11 protein-coding genes are annotated in these 16,508 nt (G+C 56.4%); all 11 read right to left on the reverse strand.

From position 1 onward, the window contains the following. Positions 1 to 6: 6 nt before the first annotated feature. A complete protein-coding gene (gene tssM / locus CFBP1590_RS15125; RefSeq protein WP_088235414.1) occupies positions 7 to 3,525 on the reverse strand; it encodes a type VI secretion system membrane subunit TssM in 3,519 nt (1,172 codons plus the stop codon). Further along, positions 3,522 to 4,409: a type IVB secretion system protein IcmH/DotU gene (gene icmH / locus CFBP1590_RS15130; RefSeq protein ID WP_029241529.1), complete on the reverse strand. Its 888-nt coding sequence runs from the start codon at positions 4,407 to 4,409 to the stop codon at positions 3,522 to 3,524. The genes tssM and icmH overlap by 4 nt, the downstream gene beginning before the upstream one ends. Next, positions 4,409 to 5,740, reverse strand: a complete 1,332-nt coding sequence (tssK, locus tag CFBP1590_RS15135; protein ID WP_088235415.1) for a type VI secretion system baseplate subunit TssK — start codon at positions 5,738 to 5,740, stop codon at positions 4,409 to 4,411. The genes icmH and tssK overlap by 1 nt, the downstream gene beginning before the upstream one ends. A gap of 2 nt (positions 5,741 to 5,742) precedes the next feature. Further along, positions 5,743 to 6,231, reverse strand: a complete 489-nt coding sequence (gene tssJ / locus CFBP1590_RS15140; RefSeq protein WP_029241527.1) for a type VI secretion system lipoprotein TssJ — start codon at positions 6,229 to 6,231, stop codon at positions 5,743 to 5,745. A gap of 15 nt (positions 6,232 to 6,246) precedes the next feature. Next, positions 6,247 to 7,287: a type VI secretion system-associated FHA domain protein TagH gene (gene tagH / locus CFBP1590_RS15145; protein ID WP_088235416.1), complete on the reverse strand. Its 1,041-nt coding sequence runs from the start codon at positions 7,285 to 7,287 to the stop codon at positions 6,247 to 6,249. A 302-nt stretch (positions 7,288 to 7,589) separates the two neighbouring features. Continuing rightward, positions 7,590 to 9,110, reverse strand: coding sequence for a sigma-54 interaction domain-containing protein (locus CFBP1590_RS15150; RefSeq protein WP_088236424.1), 1,521 nt, complete (start codon positions 9,108 to 9,110; stop codon positions 7,590 to 7,592). 10 nt (positions 9,111 to 9,120) lie between these two features. Continuing rightward, positions 9,121 to 11,733 carry a type VI secretion system ATPase TssH gene (gene tssH, locus CFBP1590_RS15155; RefSeq protein ID WP_088235417.1) on the reverse strand — a complete coding sequence of 871 codons (2,613 nt, stop codon included), beginning with the start codon at positions 11,731 to 11,733 and terminating at the stop codon, positions 9,121 to 9,123. Between the two features lie 12 nt (positions 11,734 to 11,745). Then, positions 11,746 to 12,750 (reverse strand): type VI secretion system baseplate subunit TssG, encoded by a 1,005-nt coding sequence (gene tssG, locus CFBP1590_RS15160; RefSeq protein ID WP_088235418.1) that lies wholly within the window; start codon positions 12,748 to 12,750, stop codon positions 11,746 to 11,748. Continuing rightward, positions 12,714 to 14,501: a type VI secretion system baseplate subunit TssF gene (gene tssF, locus CFBP1590_RS15165; protein WP_088235419.1), complete on the reverse strand. Its 1,788-nt coding sequence runs from the start codon at positions 14,499 to 14,501 to the stop codon at positions 12,714 to 12,716. Before tssF ends, tssG begins: the two co-directional genes overlap by 37 nt. 106 nt (positions 14,502 to 14,607) lie before the next feature. Beyond that, positions 14,608 to 15,018: a type VI secretion system baseplate subunit TssE gene (gene tssE, locus CFBP1590_RS15170; protein ID WP_088235420.1), complete on the reverse strand. Its 411-nt coding sequence runs from the start codon at positions 15,016 to 15,018 to the stop codon at positions 14,608 to 14,610. Continuing rightward, complete coding sequence (tssC, locus tag CFBP1590_RS15175) at positions 15,015 to 16,490, reverse strand: type VI secretion system contractile sheath large subunit (RefSeq protein ID WP_088235421.1); 1,476 nt, start codon at positions 16,488 to 16,490, stop codon at positions 15,015 to 15,017. The genes tssE and tssC overlap by 4 nt, the downstream gene beginning before the upstream one ends. Between the last annotated feature and the right edge of the window lie 18 nt (positions 16,491 to 16,508).

Genomic DNA, 16,508 nt, shown 5'->3' on the forward strand with positions numbered 1-16,508 from the left:
GTGGCTTCAAAGCTGTGCAGGCATGCGCAACCCTCGCAACGCCGACATATCGAAGGGGTTTGCAGAACGCTGGCTCAACAGCAGGTAGTTGGCTCGCATCCCGCCCACATCGGCTTTGAGCACCAAAACGTCACGTCCCTTGAGTGGTTCGGTCTGCATCAGATCCAGCAGGCGGAACAATGACCACGGACCGGTGTTCTTTTCGATACCCATCGGGCGACCTGCCATGCGATCCATGACCAGACTGGCCCGGCCATTCTCGATCTCGGTCGGCCACGTGAACGCAACGGGGACGATAGGCCCATGACGATACTCCATCGACTGGTTACCCAGACGAAACTCGGCGCGGCTGACATTCGGGTCCAGTGTGTAAGGCTCCAGCTTGAACTGCACCTGGGGTTCCTGAGCGCTTCCCGCGAAAAAACTGTTGCGAATGGCGTGCACCACAGACATCTGATCAAGATACGCCCGGCTCATCGGCAGGCTGTAGCCATCGATGCTGCGCAAGCGGTAGTGCCCAGGCTCGCCGCTGACAAAAGGCTTAAGGTAACTGTTGAAGAAGCGGTCAGCGAGCCCCTGGGATTTGAAGAACTCGCGGAAATCGCTGATCGCAACGTCGCTGTGACTGTGAGCGTAAAACGGATAACGCTTGTCGAGGGCCTGGCCGTAAAAGCTATACAACTCGTCCTTGTAGCGCTGGTTGACGTACTGATACGACTGATGCAGGACATAGCTCCAGGCATCTTCCGCCAGACCGTTGAACCAGCCGGCCACAGGCTGTGGCAGCGATGCCGCCGTATTACGCAGATTGCTCAACGCGTCACGCTGCCCGCCCATGCGGCCTCGTGCCATCTCGAATGCGGCCAGCTCAGGCTGACCAGAGCGGCCCAACGTTGCCATTTGCTGCTGAACGTCATCCAGTGCACTGAACACGGACATCAGATCAGGACCGGGAGCATTTTCTTCGTCCAGTAGCCGATGCAACGGATCGAAGCGACGTTGCAGCGCCTTCTTCGCAGCGTCGGGCAAACTATCGGCAAGCGCTTGCTGTGCTTGACCTCCCACGGTTGAAACAGCCTTGCCAATAGCACCAGGCGCGAGGCCTGTCTTGTCCGGGACTGGCAGTTTATCGATGCTCTCGGCCACGCTTGGAAAGCGGGTGTTGTCCCGGACTTCGACCAGCAACTGCACCAATGGCGAGTTGGCTGCGCTCAGACCGGCCATTTGCAACGCCCCCGGCTTCGGCCCTTCAAAGGGCTGCAGCGACGTCCTGCCGACCGCTTCGGACCAGTGATTGGCATAGTCGCGGAAATACAGTTGCTCCAGTTCGACCATCAACCGTCGCAAGTCCGCCGTGCCAAGCGCTGCGCTCTCGCCCAGCACCCAATTGTCGCGCAGGATGTCGCTGACCACTGTCGAGCCCTGAACCACAAAATATTGCTGATAACCATGACGGGTGTAAAAGCCGGGAATACGATAGTCAGTGCCTGTCAGCACTATCTGCTGCGGACCGATTCGCTGAGCCAGGCTGTACTCGGGAAGCGTGCGCGCCTTCTCGCGCAGCACGCGGTAAATCACATTGGCCAGAGACTCATTGCGCAACACCTGCCGAGTCTGTGCTACCAGCTCGGCGTTGCCGGGGTAGTCAAACGGCAGTTCCAGCAAACGCTGTACATGCTCATTCAACTGACGCTGTGCCTGGGCATGAGCGGCATAGCGTATCGTCCAGTCAGCAGCGATCCACTCCCTCAGCCAGGCACTGTCCCGTCGCTCCTGCCGGACAAGCATCAGATAGGCGCGCAAGCTGCCCAGCAACTGGTCGCGATCGGAAGTGGACGCTTGCATCTGTGCTTCAAGCAATCCTGCCAGACGGGGTAACAACAAGCGCTGCAGTTGTGCATGGTAACCAGCCAGCAACGCCTGGTTGGCGGCCCGCCCCTGGTACAAACCGTTGCGCTCGTACAAGGATAGATCCGCGGGATCGGAGAACACACGGGTTGCCTGGTAATGAGTGTTCAGCGCATCGAGCACAGTCAGAACATCATCCTGTGGCGCTATCTGCGAGCGCAGCTTGACCAACTGTTGTGCGGTAAGACGAAGTGTTTCAAGGCGATCGTGGTTGATGTTGAATCCCGTTGCCCAGACCACGCCTGCTACAGCAACCACTAGAACAGCCCCACCAAGAATCGCGCGTTGTCGCCAGCCGAGCTGTCGACGCACATCCTTGTCGAGCATCGCCAGCCTGGACTCGGGAAAGATGACCCGTGCCAGCAGATCATGGATAAACCGTGGGCGTCCGGCATGTCGCAAAGGCAGACCGATGCTGTCATGATCGTGCGCCGCCTGCTCTTGCGAAGGCTTGGCCTGATCGATCATGTGAGGCGCACGGGTGAGGTAAAAACCGCGCAGATGGCTGGCACGCTGGTAGCGATTTCCCGAAAAGGCCAGTTCGACAAAGATGTTCAGACTATGGGCGATACGTCCCAACTGGACGGGAAATTCGAGCATGCGCCCGCGGCGCTGAATGTCGCGTTCCTGATGAAGCCGCGTGATGACCTGGCTGCTTAACCTTTGCAACAACGAGTCGAATGCCTTGCCGACAACATCGATGTCGGTGCCCCGCTCGCCCTTACCGAACGTCGAGCCCAGTACCTGTCGGCTTTCCTCACGGGACAACTGATCGAAGAACTCATCAAAGCCTTCAACGGCGTCCGTCTTGGTCAGCACGAGATAAACGGGAACCTCAATGCTCAATTGACGATGGATCTCGTCCAGACGCGCTCGAACGGTTTCGGCAACCGATTCCAGTTGGTTTGACTTGTCCTCGATCAGCAACTCGACTGGCAGAGTGACCAGAACGCCACTGAGCGGACGCACGCGTCGTCTCTCGCGCAACAACGACAGCAGTGTGCGCCATGCGCTGCCGTCAACTTCTGACCCCTTCTGGCTAAGGTAACGGCCGGCGGTATCCATGATCACCGCCTGATCAGTCAGATACCAGTCACAACAGCTCGTGCTTCTGGTATCGCGTGTGAGCTTGCGCTGCACCTTGTTCAACGGGAAGTCGAGCCCGGAAAAATCCAGCAAGCTGGTCTTGCCGCTGCCTTCCGGGCCTATCATCAGATACCAGGGCAACTCCTGACGGGCGGACTCGCCGCGCCCGTCGTAAAGACTCGAACGGCTGATCAACCTTACGGCATCCTTGAACCGGCGGGTCAGTTCCCGAGACTCCTTGTCGATCGCGATGCCCTCAAGCACGCGCTCCCTTTCGGTGTCGCTGGCCTGTTGTTTTTCATCGCGTTTACCCGCACGCCATCCGACGAAGACCATTGCCAGCCCCCAGCCAAGCAACAGCGTGATGGCCACCAGCAGACGCGACGTCGCGCTTTCCAGAATCCTGAGTTCAGCCACCGCGAACAAAGGCCCGAATAGCCAGACCAGAGCGCTCATGACGACCACCAGCAACAACGACCAGACCCAGGCCCTGCCTAGCACGGACAACAGCTTTTTCCAGAACATCTTCATCGGGTTCCCCGGTTTTGCGACTGACGCTCAAGCGCCACTGAATCAACGAACTGATAAGGCTTGAGGACTGTCTCGCGCTGCTTGCCCAACACCCACGCAAACCCCGAATACATCACCGCCAGCGTCATCAGCGTAAACATGACGACCAGCCACGACGGCACGAGCCGTGGAGGCTCCAGGGAATCTTCCTGCGAGCCACGCCAATGAGGCGAAAGTGTCATGGGTACCTCACCTCTTAGTTGACGTATCTGTCGGTAGAGGCCGTCGCGAATATCGTCCAGTTCGTCATTGGCGCGCAGAGTGACGCGGTACTTGCCCTTGAATCCCAGGGCCAGACAGAGGTACATCAGTTCCAGCAGGTGCAGGTGTTTGGCTGGGTTACTGCCCAGTCTCTCCAGCAACTGGAAAAACTTCTCGCCGCCAAACGTCTCCTGATGGAAATGACTCAGCAGACTCATGGTCGACCAGTTACTCGCACTGCCCCAGGCAGTGGTCAGGACAGCCTCGTCCAGCACCGTACACAGCACGTAACGTGCAGCCAGCATCTGGTCGTGCTCTATCGCGTGATGCCGAGCATGCGCCTCGAACAGCTTCACCTGCCCGATCAGCGTTCTGTTCAAAGGGCGGATGTCTCCTTCTTCAGGTGCAGCGGCAAGCCTGGAAAGGTGTGACAGCAGATCACTTGCAGCAGCGATCAGCGGGTTGATATGAAAGTCCACACGCTCTTCGGGCGCCAGCCGGGCACTGTAGGTCAATCGTTCCTGAAGGCTTTCGAAAGGCTGACGTTCAGCGGCGTCAGTAAGCCGGTCGTGAGTGCGCTCACTTGAGCGCTGACCGTGCAGGCGGGTCGGGTTATCGTTATGGCCGTGCATGTCCCTGACCATCAGTTTCTGACCGCCCAGAATTGCAGTTCAAGCCCGGCGAAATCGCCTGAAACATGGAAGGCGAAACCACCGGACGTATCCACTTGCGCCTGCTCCTTCTCGTTGAGTTCCAGGCTGAAATAGGTTCTGTTCGAATGAAACGGGATCTGACGCGGCGCCACTGGCAAAGGCCTGAGACGCATACCCGGCAGATGCAGACTGACCAGTTCGCGGATACTTTCGACGGAGCCGACCTTCAGGTGGGCGGGCAACCTGTGACGCAGCTCTTCAGCATCACATTGCGCCCGGGCAGCGAGCACGAACGAGGCTGAGCCCAACAGTTGGCGATCCACACGCGGAGAAACCAGTACGCCGTACTGGCGGACTTGTAACTCCAGCTCAATCGCGTGCTGTTCAAGAACCATCGACAACACCTGTCGAATCGCAATCATCACCTTGCCGAACGTTGCGCCTTGATCGCTGTGCTGATACTGACTGTCCAGCAACGGGCGCTTGCTTTCGGCGCCAAAGGTCGACAGCTCGCCCAGCAACGCCAGAAGCGCGCGATAGAGGGGCTCGGGGTGAACGTCCTGCAGGGTCAGATAGTGCCGAAGCACCAGCTCCGTACGATTGATCAGTTGCAGCATCATGAAATCACCGACCTCGGCGCTGCCTGTCTGACCGTTGGAGCGAATACGTCCGGCGATGGCGTTGCCTCTGTTTTCAAGCAGGCTCACGACTTCTTTCAAGCACGACATCAGATAAGCCGACCCGCCCGCATTGATGAAAGAAGGGACAAATCCGGCGTCGAGTCTGATGGCCTTGTCAGGCGTGCTGACCAGCACCTGACACAGCTTGAGCTTCACGTAAGCGTGCTCGGTTTTCTGATCCCCAAGCAGCAACTGAAATTCTGGCCGGGCGCAGAGTATTTCGGTGCGGGCATCGTCTCCGGCGTTCGAATCGGCGACCTCTGTGGCGTAGGCGGTAAATCGCGCAACCACATCCGGCTCTTCGGCACTGCGTGCCTCGATGCAGTTACCCGTTACCAGCGGCAAAGCCAGATAGACGGCAGTGTTGGCCGTGTTTGGCGGGATCTCCAGTGCCAACGGTTTTTCCCGGTCACCCAAATCGAAAAAGGTGCCGTCCGGCAGGACACCCGATGCCTGATTGAGAACAATCTGACCCGAGCCCAGAAACTGTTGATTGATTTCAACCGCTTTGAAACCCCACATATGGATGCCGGTCAGTTGCGTGCACATCCTCATCTGCTGGTCGTGGTATCGATCGTTATGCTGAAAGTGCTGAGGGCGCAGAAGCATGCCTTCCTGCCAGATAACCTTATGAGCGTTCATGATTAACTCCCTGCCCTTGAAACGGTTTCGTCACTGCGATGCAACCCGGCTTCATCCAGTGTGAATTCGGCGCGTGTCAGCGCTTCGGGGGTCAGCTGGATCACGTAACGCCATCGAGCCTCTGGCAGATCGCGATACGCAGCCAGCACCCCGACATAAGTACTGCCGGGTTGAAACTTCAGCTTCAGATCAACGCGCTCGCCAGGTCGCAACTCCAGTTCCTCCGTCGCAACCAGATCCTGCGCGAGCACGTCTCTGGCGCGTTCGTAGAGGGAAAAGAAATCCACGCTCTGAAACGTCGCAGGATGCTTCAGCTCCATCAGCCGCAGGACGGTTGGTGATGGTCGGCCATTGAGGTCGGGATTGAGTCGATCGCTACCGGTCAGACTGATCTCCAGCCGGGTTTGTGTGGAATAAGGCGACAGCGCCGAGCAACCACCCAGCAACATAAGCGCGGCCAGCATCAATGGCCTGGCGTAATACATAGGCATTCAGGTTTATCTCAGTCAGTTCGGGTAAAGGGTGTTGATCAGGCGGATCTGTTCGTCGTAGGCCTTCAGAAAATCCCGGCTCCAGAGTCCCGTGGTCCACTGATCGTCCTGAGCAAGGGTGCGATGGTGACGTACATAGGCGCGCCATCGGTTCCCGGCCGTACGCAGCCAGGGCTTGTCTTCATGTTCGAACTGCCAGTGCAGCCTTTGCGGAGAGAAATGCTCCAGGGCCGAGCGCGCCATAGCCCGACAACCCGCGAGAAGAGCAACCTGATGGGACCGGGAAGCCCGAAATGACCGGGAGATCATCCGGGACGCCTGCCCGGACTGACGTTGCAAAAGCTGCTGGATGATCAGGCCAGCATCCACCGAATCGACCGTGCGTTCCCTGCCGGATCCGGCCTCGGGATGGCAGGCACCCAATTCAGACTCGAGCTCGTTGCGAGTCGATGCACCGTGCTCCAGGCCATCAATGCATTGTTTGAACAGCCGAGCCACCTCTATCGCCAGCGCCTCGCACGCCGTCGAGTCGACGCCGCTCATGTCCACATCGAGCGCTTCGGCAAGCCGCTGACGGAAAAAGCCGGCCGTGTCATCGGCGCTCGTCGGATAACACCGCGCTGCAGGCAGCGGCACAGGTACCAACTCCGGCAGCAACAACTGCTCGCGATCTGAAGACACATAGGGATCAACGCCTGAAGACCCGACCCGCTCCTCCATCAGGGATGAAAGGTCACCGGACAAATAGTGGTTTCTGTCATGTGTCTGCCATGCGGCGAGTGGATCGAGTTCAGCGAAAACCGGATGTCCGGCACCCGATGAGTGGGCTGCCGGGCTGGCTCGTACGTTTCGGGGGGCGACCAGACAAGCTCGCAGGTACAGACCTCCCATTCGATAGGTATCGCCATGCTCGACGCGTCGCTTTTCTCCGGCAGCGATGGTTTCAACACCATTCAGCAAAATGCCATTGCGACTGATATCTGTCAGGTAGAACGCGTTGTCGTCATGACTGACGCTCGCATGTTGCCTGGACACATAGAACGATTGATCTTCAATGCGCTACTCACACTCGGGACTGCGCCCCAAAACACCACCGCTCTGTTTGAAGCGCCACGATTGTGAGCACCCCTCCTTGAGTTCCGGCGTGTTGATTACTTCCAACACCAGTTCCATCAACCTGTCTCTCTGATCGTTAATTGCGATGGTTTGAAGTCGAATTACCCAAGACGCGATATTCACTATCGCTGAACTTGAACGGACCACTGCAACCGCCCAGAAGAATCGATAGCGCACAAAAAAAGAGCGCAGCCTTCCATTGACTGATGTTCATCAGGCATCTCCGTAAACTGACAATCCGATTATTTATGGCACTTGGCAGCGTTCTTTCTGACGCTGTTTATATCCAGGCGCATCATTCGATAAAGCAGCGTACGTCGTGACACACCTAACTTGCGCGCGGTCTGCGTTCGATTGCCGTTGCTTTTGCGCAGACTTTCAAGCAACACATCTCGCTCGAAATGCTCCATCCGTTCACGCAATGTCACCCCGTGAGAAGAACGTTCGGCACCGGTTGCTACAGGGAAGTGTTCCGGCAACAGGTGCCCATCATCGCTAAGCAGAACAGCGCGTTCGACGAAACCTTTCAGTTGCCGCACATTGCCGGGAAAGGAGTAATCACAGAGAAAAGACAGCGCAGACTCCGACCAACGTACCGGTTCACGTCGCAGAGAACTGCAGGCGTCGGATGCAAACTGTCTGGCCAGCGGTTCGATGTCTTCAACACGTTGCCGCAACGGCGGTAACGAAACGGGAAACTGGGCAAGTCGGTAATAAAGATCCTCACGAAATCGTCCTTGCGATATCAGCGCTGGCAAGTCTCTGTGGGTAGCGGCAATGATGCGTACATCGACGTTGCGTACCGTGTCTGAACCGAGCGGTCGTATTTCTCCTTCCTGAAGGACTCGCAGAAGCTTTGCCTGAAGACCGAGTGGCATATCGCCGATTTCATCCAGCAGGAGGGTGCCACCATCCGCGATATCGAAAAGACCGCGCCGATCACGATCAGCGCCGGTGAAGGCGCCCTTGCGATAGCCAAACAATTCGCTTTCCAGAAGGTTTTCGGGAAACGCGGCGCAGTTCTGCACCACAAAAGCCTTTTTGCGCCGAGGTCCACAGGTGTGAATGGCTCGAGCCACAACCTCTTTGCCTGTCCCGGTCTCGCCCGTCAGCAAAACGGTATAGGCGCTGTGCAACACCTTGCCGACCAGTTGGCAGGTCTGCCGCATGGGTTCGCTTTTGCTGATCAGTCCGTAACTCGAGGACTCGGGCTCCAGTCTCGGCATCTCCGTGAGGGCATGACGGCGCTCGAGCAGAACCTGCAGCGCAAGCACGAAAGAACCCAGCGCTTCCAGTGACGCAGCGAAACAATCAAGTGATCTGCACGCATCGCTGGCACACACAAGAAGTCCCGCAGTGACGTTATCCGTAGTGGTGAGACGCACGCACAGCAATGAGTTCCAGCCTGACGGTCTTGAGGGCAGGAAGCTGGTGTCGTAAAGACCGGGACCCATTTCGTTCGCGCTGACGGGCCTATCCTGCGACAGGGCGAACTCAAGCAGATGCTCTGTACTGTAATCGGCGTGGCCACCTGCGAGAGTTTCCGGCTGAACGATGTCATCCAGAACCTGAACCTTCAGATCAAGGCGTCCAGTGGGTGCGTCGAAGCTGAACAGCTGGATCAATTCGCAGCCGATAAGCTGAGAGGCGGCCTGGGCAAAGCCGTTAAACAGCGCCTCGCTGTCACCTATGCGTGACAGGCTGGTATAGACCGAACATAGCGCATGCGCGTAGTCGAGCGGATTGTGGACAGCATTGAACATCGATGTCATCTCAGTCGAACTCGCAAATGACAAGACCCGCAGCATCCAGTGTCGCGTAAACGCGCTGGACATCCTGACCGTCTGACATGGCGTCGATCAGGCGATTGGCAATCAACGGAATAAGGCAAGTGTCCAGCAAGCGATCAACGAACCTCGCCCCTGTATCACCTTGCGAGCACCGTTCAAGCAGGAAAGAGACGAGAGGCTCTGAATGCGCGAAGCTGAGTCCCCGGATTTTCAACCTGCCTGCCAAACGCAGAAGTTTAAGCTCGATCAGTTCGCGCAGTGTTTCTCCAGTGACGGGGTAATACGGCACGACGTGCATCCTCGCTAGCAGTGCAGGCTTGAAATGCGCAGTCAGAATCGGGCGAATGCGTGCTTCCAGTTGCTCGACATCAGGTCGTTGACCTGACTGGCAGCACGTCGTGATAAGTTCGCTTCCAAGATTGGATGTCATGAGAATAAGCGTATTGCGAAAGTCGATCTCTCGCCCCTCGCCATCATTGGCAATGCCCTTATCAAATATCTGATAAAACAGATTCATCACATCGGGATCGGCCTTCTCTACTTCATCCAGCAGAATGACCGAATAGGGCTTTTGCCGGACAGCCTCGGTGAGCAGACCGCCCTCCCCGTATCCGACATAACCGGGCGGCGCGCCTATCAGGCGGGAAACCGTATGTTTCTCTTGAAATTCGGACATGTTGATGACCGTGAGAAAACGCTCGCCGCCATACAACAAGTCAGCCAGCGCAATGGCTGTTTCGGTCTTGCCCACGCCGCTGGGGCCTGCCAGAAGATAGACACCTGCCGGTGCATCCGGCTTGTTCAGCCCCGCCGCCGCCGCGCGCATCGCTCGGTCAAGCGCACAAACAGCCTGATCCTGGCCACGAATGCGTTTTTTCAGGTCCTCCGCGAAACCGGCAACTTTGGAACTGTGCTCCAGTGCAAGCTGTGAAAGCGGAACGCCAGTCCAGGCGCTGACCACCTCTGCGATCAATCGGGGACACACCTCAAAACTGACCAGTCGCTCTGTTGCTTCAGTCAACGTTTGATGAACGTCGGCCAGTTCTGTTTCCAGCGACTCGATGAGTGCGAACAGCTCCGTATACCGCTCGGTATCGGTATTTGCCGCCAGGTCGTGCTGCGCGCGCAGCGCTGATAATTGCCCGCGTAGCCTGAGCAACTGCTCGACATCGGTGCGCTGCTGGTTCCATACGGCTTCGACTTCGCTTATTTGCCTCTGCAGTTCCTGAAGACCTTCTTCAAGAGTCAGCAGAACCCGTTCATCAACGCCCAGACCCGCCTGTGCGTCGCGCCGCATGGCGTCGAGTTGCCGTTGATCCTCGGCGTAGCGGGTACGCAAGCGCTCCAGTCGCTGCGGTGCGGCCGCCAGGCTGATGCGAACACGGGCGCAGGCGGTATCAAGCAGATCAACTGCCTTGTCCGGTAACTGCCGCCCAGTGAGATAACGCGCCGATAAGCGGGCCGCAGCCACTACAGCGTCATCGCGCAAATAGACACCGTGGCTTTTCTCATAGGCCGAAGCCAGGCCGCGAAGAATGGCTATTGCTTCTCCCACAGTAGGCTCCAGCAGGCGAACAGGCTGGAAACGCCGGGCCAGAGCTGGATCCTTTTCGAAGTACTTCTTGTATTCCGACCAGGTGGTCGCAGCGATTGTCCGAAGCTCTCCCCGGGCCAGCGCCGGCTTCAGCAGGTTGGCGGCATCGGACCCGCCCGACTGTCCTCCTGCGCCGATCAATGTGTGAGCTTCATCGATAAACAGAATGACGCTGCGCACGGATGCCTTGACCTCTTCGATCACTCCGTTCAGACGACGCTCGAACTCGCCCTTGATGCTCGCCCCGGCCTGCAGCAGGCCCATATCCAGTGTCAGCAGTTCGACATCCTTGAGAGACTCAGGCACTTCACCCTGAACTATTCTCAGCGCCAGGCCTTCAACAATAGCGGTCTTACCAACCCCGGCTTCGCCCACCACGATCGGATTGTTCTTGCGTCGCCGGGAAAGGATGTCAATCATCTGCCGGATCGCTTCATCGCGGCACAGGACAGGGTCAATTCGGCCTTCCCGAGCCTGTTGTGTCAGATTGTGCGTGAAGCGTTCCAGCAGCGATTCATCTGCGTTTTCCGGCTTTTGTCCTTCACAGGCTCGGTGCTCGGCGAGAGAGAAATCCTTCAATCGGTCCGCATTGATCTTGCCCAGCAGCGGCTGATACCGGCTGCCAGCGTAGCGAATCGGATTGCGCAACAGTGCAAGAACGAGCGCCGCCTGTTCAATGTGGCTCTGGCCCAGTTCAAGATTGGCCACCAGCAACGCGTCCTGTAGCCACTGGACAAGTTCGGGAGCAAACACCGGATTACGAGAGGCGCTGTGTTCCATGGCCGGCTGCAACAGCGCCGCAAAATGCGCGGCGTCGACATCAGCATCCAACAGCGCTCGGGAAAGAAGACTGTGGGGGTGCTCCAGAAGTGCCAGCAGCAGATCCTCCACAAGAATCCTGCTGCCTCCTCTCGCCACGCAGCGCGCTGCGCAACTCTCCAGACTCATCCGGGTGGGCGCGTCCAGCGCATTGACCAGTTGTTGCAGGTCTACATTGATCATGAATATCTGTCCTTAATGAATCGACTGGCCAAGCGTCACCACACCATCGGCACGCTCACGCCCCAGCCAGCTGGTCCAGCCGAGGCGGCAGGTGTTCTGAGCCCCGATACGCAGAGCCCGGATTTCCTCTCGCAGCAGTACAAGACATATGTCGTACTCAAGAAAATCTCGTTGCGTGAACCGCACCAAGGCACCGAGCGGCTGATTCCAGGCACCCTGGGGGAGAAACTGATGAAAGCTGTCCCAGCACAATTGCCTGATGTGGATACGAAACTTGCCGCTTCGGTCTCGAATCCGCTCACCCAGAACAGCATCGTGGCCTAGCTGACTATTGGCCTTGCCCAGAAAGTTGCGCTGTTCAGGACTGATGTGAACGACACGTTCGGCACACTGCTCGATGAAGAAATCAGCATGCTTGAAGTAATAACGCAGAACCGACTCGATCAGAGCCGCAGAGTGCGCTCGCAAACTGAGTAACCCCAGGTAAGGCAGGAGCCTCTTCCAGTCGAGCTCGGCAGCCTCCCTGACCCTTGCACCACCCAATCCGATCAGCGCAAACAGATACTCGGAAAAACGGTCCGTCGCGCCCTCAGCGAACACCGCGTGGTAACGATATTTGCGCCAGACGGGCACCATTAGCTTCTGCAAACGGTGATGAAAAACATCAAGAAAATCACGCGTTGCGCTCGAGTTATCCTCATCCAAGACCTGCTCAGCGTAAAAGGCTGGCAAGGGGGAGCCGGATCCAACAAGGCTGATGACATTCAGGCACAGCCTTACGTGCAATTTCCCGCGCGCTTCAAACAGCTCCAGACATTCGATATCGCTTCCAGGAAAGCCGAAACCCGGGTTTGCCTTGAGCAAAAGAAAGTCATGCAGCGACTCATCATCAGCGTTCGGATGAACCTCGCGAAGCAGCTTAAGGATCTGAGGGATCGCCTGATAAATGGAGTGCTCACGGATCGTATGACTGAGTGCAACTAAAGAAGCGGCTGGTGCCCCATGCGAGGTGTCCATTCGTAGCGTTCTCCGTGAGTACTTTTCACATTCAGTTCGTGGAAAGAGTTGAGGCTGGCATACAGTGCGAAAAACTCGTTCAGCACGGATGCAAACAGGAAAAGAGTGCCTTCCCCCCCATATCCGTCAGGATTGATGATCAACTCTGTTTTGACACCACGCACAGGCCGCCCCTTGTAAAGTCGATCAGCGGGACGATGGCTTATCGATTCAAGGCCATTGAGAAGATGCTGGCTGGCTCTTTCGGCTTGTTGATCGTGATAGCGCGGCAAGTCATAGGTTTCGAGTATGATTTTCAGCGCGTCAATATTGGCCAGCGACAGATAGTTCAACGACATGTTGCTGATCACACGCCATAGAAAATCACGAGTGACAGGAGGCGCATAGCTCGGCGTGGCGGGCGTAATATTTTTGAAGCGAAGAAAATCCGGCGTTCCGTCACAGGATCTGCAGATACCGCCCGCTTTGATCTGTAATGGAAGGTCATGATTGGTGCAGGTCAACTCGACGGATACCGTTTCAGGGTATTCCGCACTTCGATGATCAAAGCTTAAATAGGTATCCAGGCCATCGTACTGCATCGATGGGCGCTGCCGAGCGCTGTAAAAAGGCCTGCCCTTCTTCGAACCCTGCCCTGAATCATGCTCGAAGGATTCAAACAAGGCATAGTCCTGATAGCCAAGTCCACCGGACTGCCAACCGGTCACCCGGTCCACCGAATACACTGCACAGCTGTCGAGATCATCTCTGGAAGGTATAAGTAGATAATCATCCCGCTTGGCGTCGACCAGAATGGGCAAGGCATCTTGGTTGAATAAATTAACAATCGGCGTGCAGTAGAGTTTTACATTATCGAGGGTAGGTCGAAGACGCTGAATTTCTGCACCCTTGATCTTCAATGCCAGCTGTATGCCATGAGCACTTTTGAGAACAGAATCGGGTAAAGCGCCCAGAACGCCCAACCCCATCACGTCGACAAACATGAATTTTTCCTGAAAGAAGAAGTACTCCTGCAGGTAGCGATAACCACGAAAGGTATTGAAAGGATAAGGTATCAGTGCTTCTTCTTCAGCAAAGCCGACCACCTGCACTTCATTGACCGGGATATTGAACTCGATCGTATTTCCGCGTCCGTCTTCCAGTGCGCCCCCATCAGCGCCAAGCAAGCTCAGGGTAATGCCCTCGAGTTTGCGCATCAGCCCGAGATACAGAGACCGACTGACATGACGATCACCGGCAAGATGCAGCCGTAACCGTTTCAGCTCCAGTTCACCCATATGACCTTCACAACTCATGACGAAGGACAACTTCAGAATGGCCCCGTCGCTCGTGGGCGAATGACACAGATCTTTCAGTTCAAGTGGCAGGACTTCGGTTGCAAAACAGGTGCGAAAACGGCAGACGTGTTCACCTACCGGATCGCTCTCAACAGGCGTCGATCGCTCAATCAGCACCGCAGGTCCTGACCGAAGCAACGGCTCGAACTGCAGCATGCTCACCGATGGCAGCGGTCGCAGATAGTTTGGCCAAAGCAGGTTCATCAATGAATGAGTCAGTTCTGGCAACTCATCGTCCAGCTTCTGACGCAGCCGTCCTGTCAGAAACGCAAACCCCTCAAGCAATCGCTCGACATCAGGATCAAGTCCCGCTTGTCCCAAAAAAGGCGCCAGTGCAGGATTGCGCTCGGAAAAACGGCGACCCAGATGGCGCAAGGCTGCAAGTTCATCCTGATAATAGTCATTGAAAGACAACGTTGATTACCTGTTTCAAGTTCATCGAGAACAGCGATTAAAGGCGTGAGGGACGACGTGCCTGACATGCAAGTTCAAACAGGCACTCCGCTCCTGGCAAAATTGATCACACCTTCACATCGACGCGCCCTCGGCCATTGAGCACCGCTTGAAAAAGCACGTCCCGGTTCACACCGTCGACATTCAGAAACGCCTGGATGTCGAATCTCAGTTCAAGCGCATCGTCGTCGCGTGGCTTGGCAACGACACGGACATTCATAAGTCGCGGCTCATAGGCACAAATAAAATCTTCAATGACTGTCCGGGAATTGCGCATCACGTCGTTGAGGCTGAATCGCAGGTCATTCAAATCCGGAAGCCCGTAATCGGGCAGCGTTTGTACGCTGCCCGCCCGAGTGCTCAACATTCTTGAAAGATGACTGGCAACTGACGTTACAAGCTGCGTTTCCTGGTTCGAACCGGGCCGCTTTTCAGACACCCCGGCCAGCCTTTCGAAAAGACTCGTGCAGCGAATCATTCCTTGTCCATTTTCCCAACCAGCGACAATGTAAAAGCGGCCCCCATGTACTTGAAATGCGGACGCACGTTAAGCGCAACCCTATACCAGCCGGGGTCGCCTTCAACATCACTCACCGTGATCTGTGCGGCACGCAGGGGCCGTCGACCGCGAACCTCGGCACCAGGATTTTCCTGATCGGAAACGTACTGGCGTATCCACTTATTGAGTTGAAGCTCAAGGTCCGTACGTTCTTTCCATGATCCGATCTGCTCGCGTTGAAGAACCTTTATGTAATGAGCCAGGCGATTGACGATCATCATGTAGGGCAGTTGGGTACCCAACTTATAATTGAGCTCGGCCACCTTACCTTCCGGGTTGTTGCCGAAGAATTTGGCCTTTTGTACGGAACTGGCGGAGAAGAAAGCGGCGTTGTCACTGCCCTTGCGCATCGTCAACGCAATGAAGCCCTCTTCTGCAAGTTCGTATTCCCGGCGATCGGACACCAGCACTTCAGTCGGCACCTTGGTTTCAATCTCACCCAGGCTGTCAAAGTGATGCAGAGGAAGGTCCTCAACTGCTCCACCGCTCTGCGGCCCTATGATATTGGGGCACCAGCGAAACTTGGCGAAGCTGTCCGTGAACCGGGTAGCAAACGCATAAGCGGTGTTACCCCAGAGATAATGTTCGTGCGCATTCGCAACGTTCTCCCGGTAGGCGAATGTCCTGACCGGATTTTCCTGAGGATCATAGGGGCTGCGAAGCAGAAACCGAGGGACCGTCAATGCGAAGTACCGAGCGTCCTCCTGCTGACGAAAACTTTGCCATTTGGCAAACTGCGGACCTTCAAAATGGTCCTTCAGATCCTTGAGATCAGGCAGGCTGGTGAATTGCTCGAGCCCAAAAAACTGAGGTCCCGCAGCGGCGATGAACGGCGCATGTGCCATGCAGGCTACGCTGGAAACGTACTGCATTGTCTTGACGTCCGGAGAACTGGGCGAAAAGTAGTAGTTTGCGATAATCGCACCTACCGGATTCCCCCCGAACTGACCGTACTCTGCGGTATAAACGTGTTTGTACAGACCCGACTGGACCACTTCGGGAGAGTCTTCGAAGTCATCGAGCAGGTCCTGCTTCGAAACGCTCAACATCTCGACCTTGATGTTTTCCCGGAAGTCCGTTCGGTCGATGAGCAATTTCAAGCCGCGCCATGAGGATTCCAACGACTGAAACTCGGAATGGTGCAGGATTTCATCCATCTGACGGCTCAGCTTGACGTCGATCTCGGTGATCATTCGATCAACGAGCGCCTTCTTTACCGGCTCGGCACTGTTATGTGGCTTCAGTAACTCCTCGATGAAAGCGGCAACGCCACGCTTGGCTATCGCATAGGCTTCGTCGCCGGGAGACATTCTGGTCTCGGCGATAATCTGATCGAGAATTCCGTACTCGACATTCTCGTGGTTATCCTGTTGTGCAGCGGTGGTGCTCATAGATTTTCTTCCTGACGT

Origin of the sequence: Pseudomonas viridiflava (assembly GCF_900184295.1) — a bacterium.
Taxonomy (GTDB): domain Bacteria; phylum Pseudomonadota; class Gammaproteobacteria; order Pseudomonadales; family Pseudomonadaceae; genus Aquipseudomonas; species Aquipseudomonas viridiflava.

Excerpts from the sequence above, each read along its gene's own strand:
- tssM (WP_088235414.1), bottom strand. The coding sequence starts at position 3,525 with ATGAAGATGTTCTGGAAAAAGCTGTTGTCCGTGCTAGGCAGGGCCTGG.
- icmH (WP_029241529.1), bottom strand. The coding sequence starts at position 4,409 with ATGGTCAGGGACATGCACGGCCATAACGATAACCCGACCCGCCTGCAC.
- tssK (WP_088235415.1), bottom strand. The coding sequence starts at position 5,740 with ATGAACGCTCATAAGGTTATCTGGCAGGAAGGCATGCTTCTGCGCCCT.
- tssJ (WP_029241527.1), bottom strand. The coding sequence starts at position 6,231 with ATGCCTATGTATTACGCCAGGCCATTGATGCTGGCCGCGCTTATGTTG.
- CFBP1590_RS15150 (WP_088236424.1), bottom strand. The coding sequence starts at position 9,110 with ATGTTCAATGCTGTCCACAATCCGCTCGACTACGCGCATGCGCTATGT.
- tssH (WP_088235417.1), bottom strand. The coding sequence starts at position 11,733 with ATGATCAATGTAGACCTGCAACAACTGGTCAATGCGCTGGACGCGCCC.
- tssG (WP_088235418.1), bottom strand. The coding sequence starts at position 12,750 with ATGGACACCTCGCATGGGGCACCAGCCGCTTCTTTAGTTGCACTCAGT.
- tssE (WP_088235420.1), bottom strand. The coding sequence starts at position 15,018 with ATGATTCGCTGCACGAGTCTTTTCGAAAGGCTGGCCGGGGTGTCTGAA.
- tssC (WP_088235421.1), bottom strand. The coding sequence starts at position 16,490 with ATGAGCACCACCGCTGCACAACAGGATAACCACGAGAATGTCGAGTAC.